The sequence below is a fragment of the Paenibacillus sp. FSL R5-0701 genome (assembly GCF_037973995.1).
Taxonomy (GTDB): Bacteria; Bacillota; Bacilli; order Paenibacillales; family Paenibacillaceae; genus Paenibacillus.
The window spans coordinates 3,100,328-3,123,339 of sequence record NZ_CP150230.1 but is presented as its reverse complement, the minus strand read 5'-3'; the positions used below and the strand labels follow the sequence as shown (position 1 = coordinate 3,123,339).

Annotated in this window: 12 protein-coding genes; 3 read left to right on the top strand and 9 right to left on the bottom strand. The window is 44.8% G+C overall.

Annotation, left to right across the window (positions count from 1 at the left end; all coding sequences use genetic code 11):
* Positions 1-30 precede the first annotated feature (30 nt).
* On the top strand, positions 31-1,608 hold the full coding sequence (locus MKZ13_RS13880) for a collagen-like triple helix repeat-containing protein (RefSeq protein ID WP_339184756.1): 1,578 nt from the start codon (positions 31-33) through the stop codon (positions 1,606-1,608).
* A 205-nt stretch (positions 1,609-1,813) separates the two neighbouring features.
* Here MKZ13_RS13880 and MKZ13_RS13875 read toward each other — a convergent pair whose 3' ends face one another.
* Together MKZ13_RS13875 and MKZ13_RS13870 are read right to left on the bottom strand one after the other, a co-directional pair.
* Positions 1,814-5,053, bottom strand: a complete 3,240-nt coding sequence (locus MKZ13_RS13875) for a cytochrome P450 (RefSeq protein ID WP_339184753.1) — start codon at positions 5,051-5,053, stop codon at positions 1,814-1,816.
* A 298-nt stretch (positions 5,054-5,351) separates the two neighbouring features.
* A complete protein-coding gene (locus MKZ13_RS13870; protein ID WP_339185392.1) occupies positions 5,352-6,272 on the bottom strand; it encodes an NAD(P)/FAD-dependent oxidoreductase in 921 nt (306 codons plus the stop codon).
* Positions 6,273-6,739: 467 nt separating this feature from the next.
* On the opposite strand from MKZ13_RS13870, the gene cyoE reads away from it, so the two are divergent.
* Entirely contained in the window at positions 6,740-7,669 is a 930-nt protein-coding gene (gene cyoE / locus MKZ13_RS13865; protein WP_036608378.1) for a heme o synthase, read from the top strand.
* A 116-nt stretch (positions 7,670-7,785) separates the two neighbouring features.
* Here the strand turns inward: cyoE and MKZ13_RS13860 are convergent, their stop codons facing one another.
* The 3 genes from MKZ13_RS13860 to MKZ13_RS13850 all read right to left on the bottom strand — a co-directional run bounded on the left by MKZ13_RS13860 (position 7,786) and on the right by MKZ13_RS13850 (position 13,150).
* A complete protein-coding gene (locus tag MKZ13_RS13860) occupies positions 7,786-9,555 on the bottom strand; it encodes an ABC transporter ATP-binding protein (RefSeq protein WP_339184750.1) in 1,770 nt (589 codons plus the stop codon).
* The gene (locus tag MKZ13_RS13855; RefSeq protein WP_339184748.1) at positions 9,552-11,297 is read right to left on the bottom strand and encodes an ABC transporter ATP-binding protein; all 1,746 of its coding nucleotides are present in this window, start codon (positions 11,295-11,297) and stop codon (positions 9,552-9,554) included. The genes MKZ13_RS13860 and MKZ13_RS13855 overlap by 4 nt, the downstream gene beginning before the upstream one ends.
* A gap of 617 nt (positions 11,298-11,914) precedes the next feature.
* The gene (locus MKZ13_RS13850; protein ID WP_339184745.1) at positions 11,915-13,150 is read right to left on the bottom strand and encodes an MFS transporter; all 1,236 of its coding nucleotides are present in this window, start codon (positions 13,148-13,150) and stop codon (positions 11,915-11,917) included.
* 328 nt (positions 13,151-13,478) lie between these two features.
* Here MKZ13_RS13850 and MKZ13_RS13845 point away from each other — a divergent pair, with 328 nt between their 5' ends.
* Positions 13,479-15,245 (top strand): ABC transporter substrate-binding protein, encoded by a 1,767-nt coding sequence (locus tag MKZ13_RS13845; RefSeq protein ID WP_339184743.1) that lies wholly within the window; start codon positions 13,479-13,481, stop codon positions 15,243-15,245.
* Positions 15,246-15,322: 77 nt separating this feature from the next.
* Here the strand turns inward: MKZ13_RS13845 and MKZ13_RS13840 are convergent, their stop codons facing one another.
* From MKZ13_RS13840 to MKZ13_RS13825, 4 genes are all read right to left on the bottom strand, one after another.
* The gene (locus tag MKZ13_RS13840) at positions 15,323-17,950 is read right to left on the bottom strand and encodes a PAS domain S-box protein (RefSeq protein ID WP_221819521.1); all 2,628 of its coding nucleotides are present in this window, start codon (positions 17,948-17,950) and stop codon (positions 15,323-15,325) included.
* A 270-nt stretch (positions 17,951-18,220) separates the two neighbouring features.
* Positions 18,221-20,602, bottom strand: a complete 2,382-nt coding sequence (locus MKZ13_RS13835) for a polyprenyl synthetase family protein (RefSeq protein WP_339184740.1) — start codon at positions 20,600-20,602, stop codon at positions 18,221-18,223.
* A gap of 187 nt (positions 20,603-20,789) precedes the next feature.
* Positions 20,790-21,587: a sulfite exporter TauE/SafE family protein gene (locus MKZ13_RS13830; protein ID WP_339184738.1), complete on the bottom strand. Its 798-nt coding sequence runs from the start codon at positions 21,585-21,587 to the stop codon at positions 20,790-20,792.
* Positions 21,588-22,074: 487 nt separating this feature from the next.
* Complete coding sequence (locus tag MKZ13_RS13825; RefSeq protein WP_047842788.1) at positions 22,075-22,830, bottom strand: SDR family NAD(P)-dependent oxidoreductase; 756 nt, start codon at positions 22,828-22,830, stop codon at positions 22,075-22,077.
* Positions 22,831-23,012 lie beyond the last annotated feature (182 nt).

The window sequence follows — 23,012 nt, the reverse complement described above, 5'->3', positions numbered from 1 at the left end:
TTTCGATTTTTGAGAAAAGGAGTGAGAAACTTGGCAATCCTGCTAACTGGCCCTATTGATAATAGCCCCGTAAATGGGGTAAGGCCAACTCAGATCGTTTCCATTAAAATTGAAAATCAGAGTGCCGTGAACGCCGCAACTATACTTGTCCAGGGATATTCATTAATTACAAGCAGAGCTTTATACGTAAGTGAGCAATTCACAATCTTACCCGGTGCGGTTGCTACACGAACTTATTTTGCCGATCTTAACAGTTTCGAATACGTTATTACAGTTACAGGAGCAGCCCCTGAGGACATTTTGGTTTCTTTTTGGGGGAAAAACAGTGCCGGCTCTTTGGTTGCTGCTCACCGACTCGTTTATTCCGAATTATTTGGCAGCGAGAATTTTAATGGAGCTACGGGGACGACAGGTAGCACTGGCTCCACAGGTGCCACGGGTCTCACTGGAGTCATAGGGACGACCGGTGATACTGGCGCAACAGGTCCTACTGGACCTACAGGCATTACAGGCCCTACCGGAGTTACCGGAGATACCGGGATCACGGGTTTAACAGGAGTTACAGGTCCGACAGGCGCCACTGGAGATACGGGAACGATTGGTGTAACTGGAGCGACTGGCATCACTGGAGCCACAGGCGTGACTGGTTCAACAGGCCCTACCGGAGTTACAGGTAGTTCTGGTTCTACAGGAGTTACAGGTGCAACGGGAGATACGGGTCCATCCGGCGGTCCAGAAGGCCCTACTGGTGCAACAGGAGATACCGGAGCTACTGGAACTTCTGGACCTTCTGGAACTACCGGAGCCACTGGAACTACCGGAACTACCGGAACTACCGGAACTACCGGAACTACCGGAGCTACTGGAGCTACTGGTGTTACGGGCGCTACGGGCACAGTGCAGCCCAATCCCTTTGATGTATATGTTTTGCAAGGTGCAGTTGGCGGGGACGGAACACAGGCCAGTCCTTTCGGAACGATTCAACAAGGTGTAACCGCGGTATCTCCAACAGGAACCGTTCATATTCTTGGTGGCACATACCCAATCACTGCGAACATTACCATTAATAAAGCAGGAATAACTCTAAAAGGCTATCCTAGTACGATCATCCTGTTACAAGCTGCTGTTATCCCTTTCACCATCATTGGAAGTGGAGTAACTGTAGACGGATTAACGATCACGAGTGATAATCCTTATGCTGTTGAATTTATTCAATTAGGCGGAACCAATCATACCGTAATAAATAATACGATATTCGGTCCTCCTCAAGCTGGCCCTTCTTCAGGTTGGGTTGTCAATCGAGGTCTCGTGACCCAAATCGGTAATATGACCGGCTTGCTTGTACAAAACAATATTTTTTATTCCCTACGTCAGCCAGCCTACTTTAACCCTAATACAACTGGGGAAGTTATTAGCAATGTTGTTTATAATACGAGAGGATTTGTTAATGACCAGGCCGTTATGGTCTTCTCTGGAAATTCATGGGGCAGTCCGGTCAATGCGGTAGATATTGCACTGCTCGTAGGTACAATAACAGGGCCGCCTTTCGATCCGATTTCCGCCCTGAGCGCCAACAACAGTACAGCAACGATTCAGGATTCCAGATAAGAATCAGTACTCGTTCTTACAAAACACCTAATCAAAACAGCCGCTGATTTGGATGTGAAACTCCAGATCGAACGGCTGTTTTTGGATGATTAGTATTATTTCATTATTAATTAATAGGTTACATAACCTCCGTAGATCACGGTCCATGTATAACCTGTTTGACCATCAACTGATTGAAGTTGAAACTACTCTTTCATTTTAAGTTTTAATAGATAAGTTGAGAGGATTCAACCGTTCGTTTACCTGCCCACACGTCTTGCACGTAGCGTCCTTCGGCCTGAAGCTGAATGAGCCAGTCTTTCGCTTGCTGCATCGTTGCTCCCTGCACCTCCTGATATGCTTGCTGCAAAGTCTCTTCTACCGCAGGAGCCATCTGGCTTCCATCCCCGCATACGTAGAGTTTTCCTTTGTTCGTCAGCATGTGAATTAACTGTTCGGAATTCTCTTTCATTAGATGCTGTACATACGTTTTGGGCTTGCCCTCCGCACGAGAAAAAGCAGTGTGTAGCTTAACGATCCCTTCCCTTTCGTATTGCTCAAGCTCCTGACGATATATGAAATCTGAATCATTCCTGCACCCAAAGAACAAATGCGCTTCACTCAGTGGCAAACCTCTCTGTTTCATGATAGCTCTCGCCTGGAGGAAACCTCTGAACGGTGCAACCCCCGTCCCTGGTCCCACCATGATCATGGGTATGTCAGCCTCTTTCGGCAAACAAAATTCGGATTCCGGCGTACGTACAAACATCAGAATACGTTCTCCGGATGGACAACCGGCGAGATACGATGAAGCAACTCCCTGGTATTCGCCTTTGCCACTCCATGCAGGCTCTCTTACTACCGATACGGTTATGCTCGCTTGCTCGGAAATCAGGCTTGGCGAGCTGGATATTGAATAATACCTGGGCTTGAGCGGTGGCAATAGTTCAAGGAACCTTTCGAATGGCAGTTCACACGCCTCATACTTTTCTAGCAGGTCCAACATGGTGATTCGATTGGCAAGAATATCATCCCTGTAGCTGTTTTCGTCCAACATGCCTTCCAGTTCACGCTTATGAGGTGGACATACCGTATGATTAGCTAACTCCTGCAACTGTGTTCTGGAAACTGGTGTCTGCAATTCCACACAGTGAGTGAGTAACTCATGAATCTTGACGGGTCTGTTCAGTGGAAGGTGTGTAAGATGGCTGACGTCCGAAGTTAGTTGGATCGGAATATCCCCACGTAGTCCGAACCGACTGAGTACCCGATCCACATTCTGCTTCTGATTGCCAGGCAACACGCCGAGATGGTCGCCTTCTCTATAACTCATGCCTTCAGGCAGTAACACTTCGATGTGACGCGTGCTTCTTCCACTTCCCAGCGCCTGAAGCTCTTTATTGACTACAACCGTGGCATAGCTGGCATCATAAGTTCGTGCAAGTGGCATATCCGTTTTCTCGCGGACAAACTCCATGTGAAGTCTGCTTGTGCTTGGTATGGATACCTTTACCATTTCCTCGTTGATCCCCAAAGCATTCACCACCTGAGGCCACAACATATGTTGCCACGCCTCGACTTGTTTCTCCATGTCACCTCCGGCATCGGCTTCACCGCGGGATAACAGTCTTTTACCTCCCCATTCTTCAAGCTTCTCATCTATCCATCGAGGAATGCTCTGGTACGTCCCGGACCAACTCCGATCTCCACAACCCAGAACGGCATAGTTTACATCCCGTGCTTCCTCTGACTCTGTTCCCTTTAACCAGTCTACAAATGCCGTAGCATTTTGCGGAGGTTTACCGTTATACGAAGCAGTGACGATGAGAACGACACCTTTGTGGGGAATGCGACCAACCCACTCATTCAGAGTGGCTGCTTCACTTGGGATTCCATAAGAACGGCCTTTCTCCGCAAGCTCTCGGGCAATGCCTTCAGCCGTTCCCAGATTGGAACCATATAACACCAGGAGCGAAGGTTTACCATCTGCTTCAACGGCCAGGATTTCTCCCCTCTGGCTGTCACTTGTTATATTTTTATGAACAACAGGAGCAGGTTTCTCTTCCACAGATCTGGTAGACTTATTCGTCTTTTGTGACACTTCGCGCGCTTTCACCTGGATCCGGAAGTCTCCCGGCTTCAATGTCAGTGTCTGTTTAACATCCAACTCATAGTTGCTATAATCGATCAGCTCAAAATGTTTAAGGACCATGCCAAGCACAAGTGTTGCTTCATATAAAGCAAACTGCATGCCGATACACGCTCTCTCCCCATTACCAAAAGGTTTATACGCATGATGAGGCACTTTCGCCGTATCTTCAAATCGCTCCGGACGGAAAAGCTCCGCATCCTCTCCCCATGCCTCTCTATCACGGTGTAGCTGGGGCAGAAGAATACTGCAACTTTCCCCTTTCTTCAAGGGATATTTGCCACCTATGACGGTGTCTTCTTTGGCATATACATCAAATCCCGGGGCTGTTGGCCAGAGACGAAGCGATTCACTAAGAATCATGCGTATATAGGAAAGCTGAAGAACTTCCTCGTACTGTGGTGAGTCACTGACCAATATCTGATCCACCTCGTCATACGCCTTTTGAAGCGATTCCGGATTTTTCAGTAGAAAGTAAAGAGCAAAAGATAATAAACCACTCGTAGTTTCATGTCCGGCAATGAGAAACGTAATAATCTGATAACGGATGTTCTCATCATCCAGCATTTCTCCAGTCTCCGGATCTTTACCATTCAACATACGTGCGAGCAAGTCGACCTCTTCGGGTGCTGAACTCGCTTTACGTTCCTCTATAATCTGATCTACCAGAGAGAACATCGTCTGAATATCCTCTTGGAACTGTCGTTTGGTTTTGACCATAAGCAGATTCTGAATTTTCAAACGTGAACTCTTTTGCATTGCTTCATTTAATGCCCGAACCATGCTTTCAATAAAAGGACTGTGGTCCTGTCTGTAAAAACTGTTAAATCGATAATTGAATCCACATAGTCCAATGGTATCCAACGTCAGCCGTGTCATATCGTCCGCAACATCAATCGTATCGTTGGAATTGAGGCGTGCCCATTTGTTGATCAATTGTTCGGCAATATCAACCATCATGGGATGATAACCTTTCATGGCCTGTTTGCTGAAGGTGGGAAGCAGAATGTTATGGGCCTTTTTCCAATTGGGCTCCGATGTTCTGCTTGTAAATAAACCATCGCCGCCAAAGGCACGTACATTATCGAGTTCATTGTATACAAACTTGTCAAACCGGGACACATCGCACAACTCAGCCACAAGATCTGGCCCAGATACGATTAAACCGGTATAACCGGGAACGGTAACTCGGTATATTGGTCCATGCTGTTCAGCCAGCACCCCTAGCGACAACGTTGGTTTATTTTTATCAATCAAAGGCAGATTGCCAAGTGGTCCATACATTTTTGGCTGTGGAATGTAAGCTGCATCACTCATGATGATCACCTCTTATCTGTACGCCGTGAAGCAAGGTATTCGTTAGCCATATGATGGCTGTTCTGCTTTCATTCATAAGTGATCTCTCCTTTGAAAATTTTATAAATGATAGCAATATATATCATTTGATAATACAATAAACCATAATAAATTTAATATCAAATTTTCTTCCGGCTGGGAACTTTCACTTGAACCGTTCAACGTTTAAGTTGAATAACAACAAATAGAGGATTGCATATGCAATCCCCTACTGTATGAACCAATGACGCTTTGATTCTATGAAGCTTTTTAATTTATTCTAATGTTGACTTGGCTCATCCCAGTTCTCGAAATTCAATTCATTATTAATGCTTACCGCAGACAATGCCCCCAGAGACGCAGCCGTGATTGCCTGATATATCTCGGATGCTGCATCACCAGCACTGTATACACCCGCTACAGATGTTTTGCCGGAAGCATCAACGATAACCGTTCCCAACTCTGAAATTTCACAACCGATGGCCTTTGGCAGTTCTGATCCGGTAAACAGTTTCGGTTGGAAGAAAACCCCTGTGCATGGAATCGCAGTACCGTCCTGTAGTACAACTTGCTGTACCATCCCTTCTTCAGAGTCAATGGATTGAATCGGTGCATCGAATACAGTAACATGATGCTGCTTCAGCTCTTCACGGTGCTCATCGGTTAAGGAATCTGATCCATTCGTACAGATCGTATAACGTTCTGTCCAGCCGGATATGACTTTTGCCATATGTAATGCGTTAACTCCATTAACGATGATGACCAGCGATTGGTCTCTTAACTCCCATCCATCACAATATGGACACACAAACGCACTTTTACCGTAAACCTCTGTTAATCCGTTAATATCCAAGGGAAGGTCTTTCTTACCTACCGCAAACAAAATCTTTTTCGTGCGATAACTTGCCCCTTGTGTAGTTTTAACTACAAAATCACCATCGCTACCTGTTATCGCTGTTGCTGTATCGGATGCAAATTGAACTGAAGGATACGCTGCAATCTGTTCTTTGGCAGCTTTCCGGAATTCACGTGGACTTGCCCCATCTCTTGTCACAAACCCATGAGTCTCCCTTGTAACCCAGTTACGCGGTGTCTCATCATCAATGACCACAACGTTCTTGCGGGCCCTGCCAAGTACTAGGGCTGCATTAAGCCCCGCTGGTCCTCCACCAATAATAAGTACATCCAAGAGTTGATCCATATTACTCATAATATTCACCCTTTCCAGATATTTAATATCTCTAATTTAGTTTTAAAAATAACCTCCGCTTTCTCTTAAGAAAGTAATATCGGAGATTTACAAGAACACACTCTAACAAAACAAAACCATTAAAGATATCTTATATCTACAATAAACAAAACCTAACCATTTTGCAACATATATCTTTAACTCCCTTCTTCAATCCAGCCTGTGTGAGTTGAATAAAAGATTATTTACACTTACACTACAATGACAGAGCAAACTTTGAATCACTGTTATACCCGGATTTTTAGATTTTCTCCTGTAACACAGAAATAATTATTTAACAATTAAAAAAAACCTTGTTTTTAAATTGTTCACAATCAAATGACATTATTTTAAATACTAAAACGTTAATTAAATCACATAGTGTATTGAATGGTATAATAGCGACATAATATATAAGTATAGATATAGGAAGTGAGTTCTTGAAAACATTGAACAATGGTTCACAGACCAATATCAGCCTGGAGTATAGCTCGATTCCGAAAGTTTTCTTCGATACGATCAAAATCGGAATCATCAAGTCCAACCTGATCGCCATGTTTGCGGGTTTAAGTTTGGCTTTATATGTATTTGATGCTTCAATCTTAGCTAATATTGTACCAATCATCCTTTCCTTTATTGGGTCTTCTCTCATTATTGGAGCTGCAGGGGTGTTTAACAACTTGTATGATCGTGATATTGATGCGATCATGGAACGTACGAAGAAACGTCCTACCGTTACGGGACGCGTAGATACCAAGTCGGGTCTGATTCTCGGTATTGCAATCACCATCATCGGGGGCATCATGTTGTACATCGCTTCCCCATCCGCTGCTGTATTTGGTATTTTGGGTCTGTTGCTTTACGTGTTCCCTTACACGATGTGGACCAAACGTACAACGATCTACAACACGGAAGTGGGAAGTCTTTCGGGTGCTGTGCCTCCACTCATCGGTTGGGCAGCCATTTCACCTGAACTGGGTCATTTCGAGATCTGGGCATTGGTTGTTACGATGCTCTTATGGCAAATGCCTCACTTCTATGGGATTGCGATTCGCCGTTTTGACGAATACAAGGCTGCTGGTGTTCCCATGCTGCCCGTTGTTAAAGGCATCAGACGGACATACATTCAGACAAATGTGTATCTGGTACTGTTACTGATCTCCAGCTTTTTATTCTGGCCGATGAGTCCATTTGTCGCTATTGTGGCATTTCTGGTTAGCTTGGCCTGGCTCATTCTTAGTGTGGCTACCTTTGATAAGAAAGAAACAGAGAAATGGTCCAAACGGATGTTTATCTTCTCCATTAACCATATCACTATTATCTTCCTGGTCATCATTGCGTATTCCTTGATTGCTCAAATGATGAGATAAAAATATTACATCGTTACACTCGTTATAACAATAAAAAGCCTTACAGACCGTACTCTTCAATGAGTTGTCTGTAAGGCTTTTTTTGCTTTCTTATTATCTTTTCTAAATTTTCAAAGCTACCCGACTTTCGCGGGGGTTTGCTCCCCTTGCCACAGCAGCTGCATCTCTTCATTGGTGGCAAGCAATTCGGCCAAACTTCCCTCAGCTTCAATGCGTCCATCTTTCATCACGATAATGTGATCTGCTTTGGAAAGTGCTGCCCTGCGGTGAGAAACTGCGATGCAGGTGACATCCGGCTCTTGGAACAGCCCTTCCCATACTTGTTGTTCTGTCTCCACATCCAGTGCACTGGACAGGTCATCAAAGATAAAGAGGTCCGCCTCCGTCATTAACATGCGTCCTGTGGCCGCGCGCTGAATCTGCCCGCCTGACAGCATCACCCCTCTTGGACCAACCGGGGTCTCAAGCCCCTGATCCAGATGTTTGATATCCTTCTCCATCACAGCCAGACGAATGGCTTTTTCAAGGGCTTGCTCAGTGTTCCCCTGTTTGCCCTGGACGATATTTTCTTTCAACGTATCACTAAACAGTCTTGGCACTTGCGGGGTATACGCAGCTCTAGGCGGCATCAGGAACGTGGCTGGATCAACAGCTGCTCCATTCCAGTGAATGTCCCCTTTTTGCTTGGGTAACAGTCCAAGAAGTGTGCGTACAAGTGTTGATTTACCTGACCCGATCCTTCCCGTAATAACAAGAAATTGTCCACGTTTCAGACGGAAACTGATCTCTTCTATGCCATTTGCAGAATTCGGATATTGATAAGTCAGCTTATTCACCTCAAGAGATTGCAACTTCTCCTTAGGGTCCCTCTGTTCACTTACAAGCTCCGGCGGATCTTCATACAGATAGATTTCCCTCGAATCCATGATCTGGTCTTCTTCCCCCGGGCGGAATAGCTTACGCATACGATCATAGGATACCTTGAGCCTTTTGTGCTGAAACACCATATAACCAAACAGTGAGATGCTAAATCCGATATTGGCCAGATAACTGGTGAATAAGGCAAAATCACCTACGCTAAAGTTCCCTGCTTTCATCTCAGCTGCACACATCAGTAGAATCAATCCGGTACAGATACTTAGAACATGCTGATTCATCGATCTCATCCACTGCTTGAACAGATTGTCTCGAAGTGCAGCCTGGCGACGATCTTCATTCAACTGGTTGAAACGTGAAGAGACATGCTCTTCGGCCTGACCCAGTTTCAGGGCTTGCACTGCTCCAAACGTTTCCGCAATAAAACTGGTAATTCGCCCAGTCGCTTCACGATTAACCTGTGCATACTTCCGAGCCCGATTCCCGGACAGGTTGTTGAGTAAGGTCACGACCACCAATGGCAGCACAGCAACCAATGTGATCTGCCAATTAATGTTCGCCATAATGACGATGGACACAACAGCAAATACAAGTCGTCCCCAGAAGTCCACCCATGATTCTACATACTCGACGACTTCATCGACATCATCCCGAAAGCGACTCATCGCCTCTCCTGGTGAAGCCGGAAGATTACGCCCAGGCCAGCGCATGATCGCTGCGAGCATGTTGGTTCGCAAAATCGCCTGAACATGATACAGATACGTAACCCATGCATAGAAGGCTACAAAAAATGTGCCCACCCGTGCCATTCGGACCAAAGCAATAAAGATAAGCGGCACAGCAAGCCACATGTAGTCATTGGACCCCACTGTTGTGCGATCAAAAAACCATTGCATTCCAATACCAATGGCTAGCGGTAAGGAGTGAAATATACACCATAACAATCCATTGATTACAAATAACAAAGGCCTGAATCGAAACAAACGGCCTATAAATCCTGCTACAGTCATGCCAATTCCTCCTCTCGGCCTGTAATCAGCAGTCTGGCATAGTGAGATGCCGGGTTACTGGCAAGTTCTTCTCTCGCTCCAAATTCCAGTACCTTCCCATCACCTAGCACCATAATCCGGTCCACTTTCTCCAGCGTAGCCAGTCGGTGAGCAATGATGACTCCTGTGGATTGTTTCATTAACTGGTCAATTGCAGATTGCAGCATACTTTCGGTCGCAGCATCCAGACGTGACGAAGGCTCATCCAGAATAACCAGACTCGGTTCGGTCAGGAATACGCGGGTTAAGGCAAATAACTGTGCTTCCCCTGCGGACAATGAAGCCCCACCTGCTGCCAGATACGTATCAAGCCCTTCTGGTTGTGAATTAATCCATTGGCTAAGTCCAAGGCGATCCGTCGTCTCCTTGATCATCTGATCCGATACATCCTCATTGAACAGGGTCAGATTGTCACGCAGCGTGCCATCAAACAATTGCACGTCCTGTGTCACCATGCCAACGCGGCGATAAAGCGCTTGTAATGAAAGCTTTGTGATATCCGTTCCACCTACACGGATCGTGCCCCGATCCAGATTATACAGCCGGAGAAGAACACGACTAAGACTCGATTTGCCGCTACCTGTGCGACCGATGATTCCCAGACGTTCACCAGGCTTAATAGCAAAATTAATGTCCTGCAATACCGGTTTATCCTGGTTATAACTGAAGTGCACCTGACTGAATTCCAATCCAAGCGGTCCTTCCGGCAATTGCTCCTCTGTGCCCTCTTCAATCACACTATACATAGACAACAGCTCTCTGGAGCGCAGCATGCCTGATTTTGCTTTTTGAAACTCCTGTACCTGATCTCCAAGCATCTCAATCGGATCATTCAGCATCTGTGTATATTGGTAGATCAGAAATAATGTTCCGATACTAATTAGACCTTCCATATAATAATGCACACCCAGCAAAAGCACCGCAGTGACCGCCAGAGCAAACAAAACTACAGTGGTATTCCACGGAATAACCCGCAGCAGCCAGGCTTTTCTTCCCTTACGGAATACCGTGCGCATTGTGCGGTAAAAACGGTTCATCACATACGGCACATGACCATTTGCTTGCACATCTTCAATCCCGGCAATGCGTTCTTCAATTAATCCGAACAGGGAAGCACTGGCCGCCCGCTCATTTTTGGAAGAGTCAACTCCCAGATTCCGTATGAACACCATGAACAGGATCGATAACAATGTAAACACGGTCATAACCAAAGCAATGGGCACATTGACACTGAACATGAAACCGAGAATTCCGGCCAGCAGTACAAAACTCCCGATCACTTGCACAATGAACATCGCGAAAAAATTGGAGATACTCGTTACATCACCATCCACACGTTCAATCATCTCTCCAGGTGTTTTCACATTATGAAAACGCATATCAAGACGCAGGCAGTGCTTCAGCAGATCTCCGCGCAGTTGATTTGTGGCCCGCCAGGCCACGTCGTTCCCCAAATAACTGACCGCTACCGTGATGAGTTGATTAAACACGGCAACAACCAGAAATATTCCTGCGAGCTGAACAAGATTGGTGAGGACTCCCCCACTTGCTGCTGTATCGATAAAACGTTTGATAATCTGTGGATTCAAGAGCTGAAGCCCCGTTGATGTGAGCAACATGATTAAAAGTAAGGCCAGCCGTCCTTTAACTGGTTTTAGATAACGCAGCAGCCATGACATGGAGATTTTCTCTGTTTTGGGCACAGGTCCCACCTCTTTATCGGTTTATTTATATCAAATGAAATAAAGAACATTACACTGTAACTATGATGACAGAATAACCTTTCGATCGCAGTTACCCCCACTAGGATGAGTCATACATAATGACATTAAAATCGGGATTTCCCGCCCATAATTGATATGTAGAACATATATTGACCATTGTACATTCTCCTTTTTAACAAGTTAGTTTTTTATAAAATAACGCTCCAAACGCTCCTTTCCATGTGAACGAATTGGGTGGAATGCATGCAAAAAAGCCATAGATGAACTAATGTTCATCTACAGCTTGTAGCCAAAAGAGATCGAATGAAATGCAAAGCATTTCCCGTATCTCCTCTGCATCGCAATAATGATGAGCGTCCACGACAGAGGTGCACAAACATGACTGTCCCAACGCGATCATGCAAAAAAATTGGATTAATGTCACTATGCTCATGCGTATTCAGTTATCGATTCGAAATCTGTATAGGCATAAACATAATCATCATCCCACCCGTTTCACATATTTGTTGTTTATTGTATTCGCTGGACTAACATCCGTCAAGATAATTTTAACTGAATTGTTATTTAATTCATGTCATTAATCTTTTCTATTCTCGCTACATACTTACTGATGTGGACTCGGTTTGCTTCTCTCTAACAACAAGACGTCTATGTGCGATCAGAAGAAAAGGTACTCCCAGGGCAGTCGTCAGAGCAATCGGTAGAAAGACAGCGAGCCCATTCTCCGCTCCAAATTGACTTAATAACACCCCTCCCATGACAGGAGCAATGACACTACCGATATTATTGAATCCGATGGTACCGAAATACGTCCCTTTCCATTCCGGCTTCGCAATCCGGTCAATGAGCATATCCATCATGGTGAACAACAACACTTCCCCAATGGTAAATAGTATGACACTCATCATCATCATGAGTACACCTTCAGCGATTCCAACCATCATCAGACTGGTTGCCACCAGCAGGTTACCCACAATCAGAGGGACAAGCGGTGGGAAGTTTCGGAAGGTTCGCACAAGAGGATACTGAATAATCAGTACCGTCACGGCATTCAGGGAAAGCATGTACGAGAACATCTGACTTCCATTCTCAAAGATCGGACTCCTTGCCAAGTACTGTGCCAACGTGGAACTGAAATGCCCGTAACCCAGCACACAAAATGTGGTACCGATTAATACCGGCAGAAATACCCGGTCGCGACCAGTGGTCATGAGTGCTTCACGCAAACGTGGGGCGGTAGCCTGGTGACGCTCCGGCAGATTGGCATGCTGTAGCTTGAATTGCAGAAATAATACAAGTCCATAGGCTATGTATACCAAGCCGGAGATCACAAACGGAAACGTCGATTCAGATGATCCCAGCTGAAATCCGATAATTGGCCCAAAGACCACGCCGAGATTAATTGCAGCATATCTGAGGTTGAACACCAGCAATTTGTTCTCCGGAGAAGTAATATCCGATAACAGTGCTCTGGAGGTGGGCTCAAATACTGCACGGCATAATCCGTTTAACGTATTGGCAACAAAGAACACCCATAGATGCTCTGCTGCTGAAAAAATGAAAAACACACCTGCCCAGCTAAATACCGAGATTAACATCACAATTTTGCGACCGATCCGGTCCGAAATATAACCTCCATAAAAGCTGACCATGACACCTGCCAGCGAGCTAACGGCCACAGTAATACCGGTCTGGGTCGGTGTAGCATCTAGCACACGTGTCAGATAGATGGATAGAAACGGGATACTCATTGACGTTACAAGACGTCCAAACATGGTTCCGATAATAATTGTCCATGCCAAGGGGTGAATTTGTCTTAAATATTGCTTCATGCGAACTTCTCCTATTCTTTCTAGATGCTTCAATGCGGGGTGATTTAACAGCCTCTTCTAATGAGTGTTCAAAAAGTCCGGTTTTCAGTACCGAGAAGATGGGATGAAGCTAGAAATGGAGTAGCGGAGCGTAGGGAAAACTACGTGAGCAACGGACATTTCGGCTGAATTCCATATTCGATGCTGATGATGCCTTTAGGCATCTTTCGTAATCAAAAGCGGACTTTTTGAACTACATCTTCTAATGTATAATTGTAAGGATAAAAGGGGGAAAGAAAAGTGTAAACATATGATCACACTTTTCACCTTTAATAGAGGAGTCATGGCCATGGATACCCTACATACACACTTTATAAGGCTCGCAGGTGCCGAACAACTTTCATTCAAACTTCATGAACCTGTAGCGGTAACGATTGATAGCCTGTCCGCTGCCTTGTGCTGCACCCCTCGTAATGTGAAATTCATTCTTAGAAAATTGGAGGAACAAGGCTTTATCCATTGGCAGCCCGGGCGTGGTCGTGGACATCATTCGGCGTTAACGATGCTGCGTAGCATGAATGAAGCGCTGGAAGCGAGTTTTACCGAACTTTTAGGTAAAGGCAAAATGAAAGATGCCATTGAACTCATTGGAACTGTTCAGGTGGATGATACATTGCGAGAACAGCTCATGCTTTCCCTCCATCAACAGATGGGATTTCATAGCCACGATGAAACTGCCTCTGGTCAGGATATTCTGCGCATCATGAGGTCACGCCAGTTAGGTGATTTGGACCCAGCCTTTGTGTATACTGCATTTGAAACCTACCTATTAAGCCAGGTCTGTAATACGTTGATCACTTATGATGCCAAGACGGAATCATTCCTGCCAGCACTGGCTCACATGTGGGAGTGCAGCGAGGACCATCGCTTATGGACCTTCTATCTCCGAAAAGGTGTGCGTTTCCACAACGGCCGTGTCATGACGTCCCGGGATGTGCAAGCGACGTTGCAACGATTGATTGATGTACATAGTCCGTCCATCTGGTTATATCGGGATATCGAACGTGCAGAAGTAGCTGGTGATTACTGCATCAAGTTTGTTCTCCATCGTCCTAATCGATTCTTCTTGCATCTGTTCAGTTGTATTCGGATGACAATCCTGCCCTATGATTACAATGTAACCAATACATTAATTGGTACCGGTCCTTTTCTGATCTCTGAGCTGAATGAGGATGTGCTGGAGCTTACTGCTTTTGATGCTTACTACGGCATCCGGCCACATCTGGATCAAGTCCATTTCTGGTTTGTGCCTGACCTGAGTCCGAATGATCGCTATTATGAGCTACCGGGGACAGATCGATTGAGTCTCGCAACAGGCTGTGATCAGACGAACAGTATCAATTATCCGGCGCTGGGTTGTCAGTATATGCTGTTCAATTTTCACAAGGAAGGCATCCATCATCATCCCTCATTTCGACAAGCCCTGCGTATCGTCTATGATGCGGTCGCGCTTGTCCGAGATCTCGGCGGGAATCGGATCACACCGGCCAGCAGCTTTCTGCCGTGGAAAAGTGCAGCCCAAGACTGGACCGTTGCCTCTCTTGAGCATGCTCGTGAATTGCTGCATAACTGTGGGTACCAGGGTGAGACGGTAACATTATCGTATAAACATAATAAGGATGCAGACGTTGCGGAGTGGTTCCAGTGTCGGGCAGAGTCCATCGGTCTGAACATCAGCATGCAGGCCGTTGTGGATTATTTCAACTCAGAGGAAACCACAAACGCGCAATTGATCCTCGCTGAAGAGATCCTGGAGGAAGATTGGCAGTACGGCATGATTCACTTTTTCAAAAACCTGTCCAACCATTTTCATATGTGTATGTCTCCTGTATTCCAGTCTCAATTGGATGACAAACTGGATCATTTCGCAACGCTTCATCGGGCAGACCGTACTGCGCTGCTGGATGAAGCTGAAACCTTGCTACGTGATCACTGCTGGATCTTGCATGGCTGTCACATGAACAAGCAGGCCGAACTGGATCAGAGCATCTTCGGCATGCAGGTAGCAGAATTCGGTTATCTGGACATCTCCAAATTGTGGATCAAAAATCCTTAGAGATTTGTGCATAAAAAAGCTGCTAGCCTATTTATATAAGCTAGCAGCTTTTTGCTCATGAATCCATTTTAGCGCGCTCAGAGGTTATTTTTGATGTAATAGGTCTCCAATGCTTGCATAATGGACTCAATTTTTATCGGTTTGCTGACATACGCATCCATGCCTGCCTTCAAGCAGTTTTCCATGTCTCCTCTTACGGCATTTGCAGTCACCGCAATAATATATGGACAATCCTCAGAGGACTTTAATTCTTTAATCATTTTTGTCGCTTCGAATCCATCCAGTCTTGGCATATGCACATCCATGAAGACAATATCGTATGCATTGTGTTTGACCGCCTCAACCGCCTCAACACCGTCCACGACATGATCCACAACATGTCCTTTTTTCTCGATTATTCTGCTAAGGACGAGTTGGTTCACTTCATTGTCTTCTGCAATTAAAATCCGCAAAGCGGATGTTCTGTTCTTTTTCTGTTGTTGATCTAACCTGTTGCCCTCTTCACCGTTCGTTAATTTAAAGCGTGCAGTAAATACAAATATTGTACCCGGTTCATCCGATTCCTCGATCCAGATATCTCCCTGCATAAGCTCCACCAATTTTTTGCTAATGGCAAGGCCAAGACCCGTGCCCTGAGGTTTGCGAGTCATGAAATTCTCCAGTTGGTAGAATGGCTCAAATAATTGTTGTTTTCTCTCAACCGGAATCCCAATACCCGAATCCTTCACTTTAAAATAAAGCTGTACGGTATTGCCACACTTCTCCTTAATGCCAACGTCAATTTCAACGCCGCCCTCTGAAGTGAACTTAACCGCGTTGCCAATGATATTGGTAAGTACCTGTTTAAGACGGTAAGCATCACCATACACAGGAGTCGGAATGGCGTCATCTACGCACATACGAACATCCAACTTCTTTTCGCGAGCCAGTGGTTTTACGATTTGCACGGTCTCTGTGACGATTTCTGCGAGATCAAAAGGATCATCTACCAGATCGGTTTTGCCTGACTCAATTTTGGAAAAATCAAGAATATCATTAATGATGGCGAGTAAGGAATCTCCGCTCTTCTGGATGATTTCGATATATTCCTTCTGTTCCCCGCTAAGACCAGGGGTATCCAGAAGCAAATCCGTCATCCCAATTACACCGTTCATTGGTGTACGAATTTCATGACTCATCATCGCAAGAAACTCACTCTTGGCCTTATTCATTCTCTCGGCTGTCTCTTTGGCAACTAGCAGCTTCTTCTGCTCCGTAATATCCTTTGCAATCAAGTAGTACCCGACATTAGAGTTATTAATAATGATCGGAGCAAGCGTAGCCAAGACTTCTGTCTCGGTTCCATCCGTATGACGAACAGCATTGATTTCCTTTTCGGCCAACTCATTATTACTGCGCAGGATCAGACCGAGATTACTCGCCCCAATAAATCTGCTTATGCTTGTATCGATCATTTCAGCCACGGGACAACCCGTCAGTTTCACCGCTACTGGATTCGCATTCATAATATTACCATCCATGTTAAACGAGATAATGGCGTCATGATTATATTTCTTAAGTGAAGTGTATCGCTCCACAGATTCCTGCAATTTAAATTCAATACGTTTACGTTCAGTGATATCCTGTAGTGTTCCGTTCAGCTGAACTGGTTGCTGATATTCATCGAGCGTGATCAGCCCGCGTAAGTGAAGATACTTCTCACTTCCATCAGAGCTACTGTGCTTGTATTCAAAATCAAGCGGTTTTCCTTGTTTTACCCATTCCATTTGTTCTTGTAAAGAAGCTATGTCTGCAGCATTCATAACTTTAAAAACATCATTTGCACAGTATGATTTACGGGTGCGCTCAAGCTCAAAAATCTCAAAAATCTGATCGGAAAGCGCGATCTGGTCTTTGACCATATCCCACTCCCAACTGCCAATTAAAGCGATGCGTTCAGCCTCTGCACTGATGTCTTTATGTTTTTTTCGTTCGGATACATCTCGTCCAATCGAAAGAATCTGCTGTCCATGCTCAGCATCACCAAAGACCTTGTATGTGGTCTCGAACCACAGATAATGTCCCTCTTTATGACGGACCCTGATATTCAACAGATTTCCTTTAGTCAAGTCCATCTGTGAGATCCGTTCCACATCTTGTGGGTGAAAATATGCATCATTATTTTGACCAATTACTTCTTCTGGCGAATAACCCAACAAACGTTGGACTGAGGGAGAGCAGAATCGACAAACGCCCTCCTGATCTGCAATATAGATGATCTCCTGAGCATGATCTGTAATAAGTTTGAACATCTCTTCACTATGCAGAAGTTTTTGTTCAGACATTTTGCGGTCAGTTATGTCAACAATATGGCAAATGAAGTAAAGAGGTTCATCCGTAATTTCGCTACGAACTAATGAAACATGCAACGAAATCCATAAGATGTTACCATTTTTATGGATATAACGCTTTTCATATTGATACTCTTTCGATTTACCTTCGAATAGCTCGCAATTATAGATCACATCTTGTGGTGAATCATCCGGATGCGTAATATCCTGGTAGGTGAGCTTCGTTAATTCCTCATACGTATAACCCAGCATACAGCAAAATGCGGGATTCACTTTTCTCCATTCTCCTGTCGGAGCAACGAGTGCAATTCCAATAGGTGCTTGGTTGTATATCTGCTCGAACAATTCGTGATGGTCGACCTTTTGAACCTGCATTGTAAACTCTCCTTTTGGCATATAAACTCATGTTATAAATAGTCGAAAGTTAATTTTAATTGGAAGGAAGTTGTTCCACAAAGGATCGGTTTGTTTTAAAACCACAATACCAGCTTAGTACCCAAAAATTGAGTTATTGAAACATATATTTTCAAAAGTTTGGTGTCTACAAAGTCAAACAAGGCCTGGAATCCATCCAATGGAATCCCGACCTTTGTCATTATATATCATAATAAGTCATATGCAACATGGAATCGTTAGTAAAACAGGTTAGCGCTCGCGACCAATAAGATAATCCAATAAATGTCTCAGGAAGGGAATAGGTTTCGGCATCTCGTTCAATGCATCTGTAGCAAGACAATAATGCTCCCACATCGCTTTCTTCGCGCCTTCATCACCCAGAATAGACACAAAGGTTGAATTGTTGTTCCGCTCATCCTGACCTGAAGGTTTCCCAAGAATGAGGTGATTTCCCTCGAAATCCAGCAAGTCGTCCTTGATCTGGAAGGCGATCCCTGCATGATAAGCGAACTTTTTCAGCGCAGCCATCTCCGGTTCCTTCACTTGGGCAAGTATCGCTGGCATAACCAGGGCAGCTTCGAAGGCAATGCCAGTTTTGTAAAAACAGATCATATTCAACTGCTCCAGCGTCAATGCCTTGCCTTTGGAGTTCAGATCCATCGCCTGCCCCATACACATATCCTCTGCTTTTTCAGCTGAATATTGAATGAGCGTGAGCACGGTGGCCGCATCAAAGCGATTCAATGAGGATTGCTCACCAATTGCCTTCTGAATGAGAAACAGACCCGTGAGCTCCGCTGTGGCGCTATTGTGTACCTGATGCAGCGTGGATCGTCCACGCCTTGTCGAAGCATTATCCTGGGTGGGCAGATCATCAAAGATCAGGGAAGCAGTATGCATGTACTCCAGCGACCTAAGCAGTGGAACGATGGAGGCTTCAGGTAAACCATACTCGCGCACACCCATAACCCAAGTTAATATCGGACGTAGTCTTTTTCCGTCGCCCTGCAAGCTGTAATTGGCCGCATCGATCAGCGTTTCTTTCATCTCATGAAGTCCACCTGGCTTGGCTATCTGCAACTCCACATTAATCTGTTCGCGAACCGTTCGAATGGTCTGCTTGAACTCCTCTTTCTCCTGCTTGTCATTTCTCAATTGAAGCACGACCTGATCCCGTAACAATTTATCGAGGAAATCAACGTCATCCGCTTTTCGCACCATCTGTTGAACCAGTTGATTGAATTCAGGCTGCCCAGAGGCAAAGATCGTCATCACTTCATCATATTTTTGCTGCCCCAACCGTTCTTTACAACGCTTCAGCCCGTTGATGGCACGATCCAGTATAACCTCACGGGTCTTGGCATCCGAGTTGTAAACATCATGGATTAGATGTGAGATGACTGCCCAGTACAATTCATAAGGATTGATCAAGTCGGGACGCAAATCTCGATACTTCAAATAGTACGTATATGGAGTTACTGCCCCTTCTTCCATATCGTCAAACATATCGGCAAAATCATCTGCCAACTGATTATATATTCCGTAATAGAACGTCCGCAGATCAAATCCCTCATCCTCCGGCGCACTGAGAACAGACCGGACGATTAATCGGGAAGAAGAAGATTTGATAATAATCGGAATGTACAATTCTTCATTGCTATAATTCGCATTGGCTAATTTCTTGTTGCGATCGATCTCCTGAGACTGAAAGAACACATAGGATTGCTCTAAAAACGTGCGCTGTTTCTCTGGATGCTGGTAGTTCTTGATGTACTCAAATGCTTCCCGAAGCTCGGAATGTACATATTCAATTACTTCAAGATTGCTGCCTTTCCACTCCACCAGATCAGGGACGACCCCGGTAAGAAGTGCATCGCGTATCATCAGGGAATATTGTTCTTTTTCCTGAACAGTCAAAGCTTGAGAATCCAGCAGATCATCCACAAATGGATACGTCAAACCGTACGAATAACCAAGTCGAATCGCCGCATCAAATCTCCGGGCACGTTCTTCAGGTGGTGTCTGCTCATTCATCTCATCGTCCACATGAAGGACCACGCCGAGAATGATCTTGATGAGCTTCCGCTGCGCCTGCTCTGCATCCAGCTCCTTCGGGATGTTGGATGCTACATTCTTTAATTTGTTCATCACCCAGATGACAGCCGTTTCAATGTGCTCCTTCTGTCCCCAGCGGTACAACGCAGCCAGACTGATATAATCAGGCTGTCCTTTGCGCCCAGTAGCGGAGCCCATAAAGTATTTTTTGGTATTCTGGACAACGTCCTGAATTCGGGCCTGCGTACCCGGAGAATCAAGGGCTTGCCCCAGATCCCGCATATAAATATAGGAGATACTCCGATCCAGGTAATCATCCAGCTTTCCTGTAGTATTCAGCCAGTGGATATATCTATGAACATCCCGGGGATCCGGTTTTCTTTTGCTAGGTGATAAAAAAGAAAGCCAGGCAAAACGATGAATATGTTTTTTTTGCCATACATGAATATCTTGGGTAAGTGCTGTCGTATACGTATTATTCATAAGTTGCTGCCTAAGAGAAGTGAAATACTGAGATGCTTTCTGCTCAGCTAGCCGATATCCTGCATCAGCCTGTTCTGTAAGTACGTTATTCATAGGGTGGATACCTCAACTTCTATTAATGTTAAACATGTATCCATGAAAGGAGATGAGGTGCTCCATGGACGAAAACTGAACTCATTTGATCGTGTATCCAACGCTTCAGCTCATGTTCATAACCTTTATACGGCGATCCAACCGTTTGGTTACGAAATCGTCACTGTTCATTCCCATATACGTGGTTTTACAGAATGGATGACCAGACTTTGACCGCTGTAATGGCGATAAGTACGATTAATGCATATCGAAGTACCCTCACATTGATCATCGAACTAACCCGTGAACCAAGGGATGCCCCGAGCAAACTGCCGATCACCGTATAGATGATGGGTTCCATCGGAATGTCTTCACCCGTAATTTTCCCTATAACGCCGCCGATTGCGGAGATAAATACAATCGCCAGTGAAGAAGCAATCGTCGTTCGTACGGGGATGTTGAGAATCGTCAGCATGATAGGAATAAGGATAAAGGCACCACCCGCACCAACAATTCCTGATACAATACCTACTGCAAAAGCAGTGCCTGCTGCAATCCATCGGTTAAACACCAGTGGAGCTGAGGTATCAAGCTTTCCCTTTCCGGGAATCAGCATAAGCACAATCGCCATGATCGCCAGAATGCCATAGATCAGATTAATAACCCTTCCGTCCAGATGACCGGATATGAACCCGCCGATCAGACTGCCAGCAAGAATGCTGGAGCCCATGTATAGCACCAAACCGCGGTGAACGATCGCCCCACCACTTCTACCCGTTCGTACTTTTCTGCGGAATGCAATCACACCGGCAAGTGAAGCGAAAAACACTTGAAACATACTAATCGACGATACCTGATGTGCTGAGAACGGCTCCAATCCCATCCAGGATGGAACATATAACAGCAGCGGATAATTGATAATGGCCCCACCAATACCCAACAAACCGGAGAAGAATGAACCGACCAGACCCAGTATAAACATGATGACAAAAAGCAGAAGATCCATCGGTTATGCGCTTCCTTTCGTGCAATATAAATCTCATTTCGATACCACTCAAAAGTGCTGTACACAGCGAATATTATCCGTTATAATAAAAACCAAGTAAATTAATCCGAAATGAGTGATTAAGCATGTTTAACGTGTTGAAGACTCTTTTTGAAAATAAATGTCCACAGTGCAACGAAAAATTACAAGTTCATAACGATGCGTTATGTTCGACCAAAACCTGTTCTCAATGTCATTACAAAGAAGAGAGTTATGGCTCTCTTGGCGTTCGAATTGTATATGACACCACAAAATGATAAAAAGCTATAGCCTTGTTAATTGTATCACGATCTCTGAATTTTCGGGATAATTCGACAAACTTATTTCCCTCTCACATGCTACGATTACTTTATAGTGAAAATACAAAAACGGTGCAAAACGAATAAATCGTTCTGCACCGTTTTTTTCTGTTTTTTTGAGATGAGTTTTCTTAACTTTAGAAGGTTATTTATTTGGTTTTGAAGCTGAGGAATCCATCATCCACGGCTACGGTTGTCCCGTTCACTGCGCTGGCTGCATCACTGAACAGGAAGGTAACCACACTGGCTACTTTCTCCGGTTGAATGAGCTCTCCACGCATATGTTGAGTAGCAAGCGCATCCTTCATGGCTTGGTCATCACCCAGAATTGGTGTTTCGATAAAACCAGGTGCTACACCAACTACACGAATTCCATGCTCAGCAAGTTCAAGTGCACCGGATTTGGACATCATAACAACCGCAGCCTTGGCAGCGTTGTAGTTGAAGCTGCCTACTGCAGCAACACTTCCATAGATCGAAGCTGTATTTACAATAGTACCTTGTACATTTAATTCAACCATTTTTTTCGCGCCATAATACATACCGTAGTATACACTGTGCTGATCTACATCAATGACTCTGTGATAAGATTCCGGGTCCATCTCCAGAAATGGCTTCACAAGTCCAATACCTGCGTTATTAAAAATACCGCTTAACGTACCATATTGCTCTACGGTCCAGTCGATCAGGGCTTTAATCTCGTCCCCTTTGGATACATCCACTTTGTACGCGCCCGCTGTTCCGCCTGCTGCTTCAATCTCTGCCGCAAGCTTCTTCGCTCCGTCTTCATTATAGTCAGCGACAACAATAGTCGCACCTTGATCCGAAAGTTGAAGTGCTGTCTCTTTACCAATACCACTTGCTCCACCTGTAATAATGATTACTTTTCCATTGTGTTGAGTCATGACACCGTTCTCCTTTGGCAAAATATATTTAGGCACATTTAAAAACTTATAGTAAGTAACTATACTTTATTAACTTATATACTTATCATACACCTCTGTCCCAACCTTGTCAAAACCATAGACCATCTTCACATAAATACGAGATAAATGTCATATACATCTCCTATTTACATGATATAGTC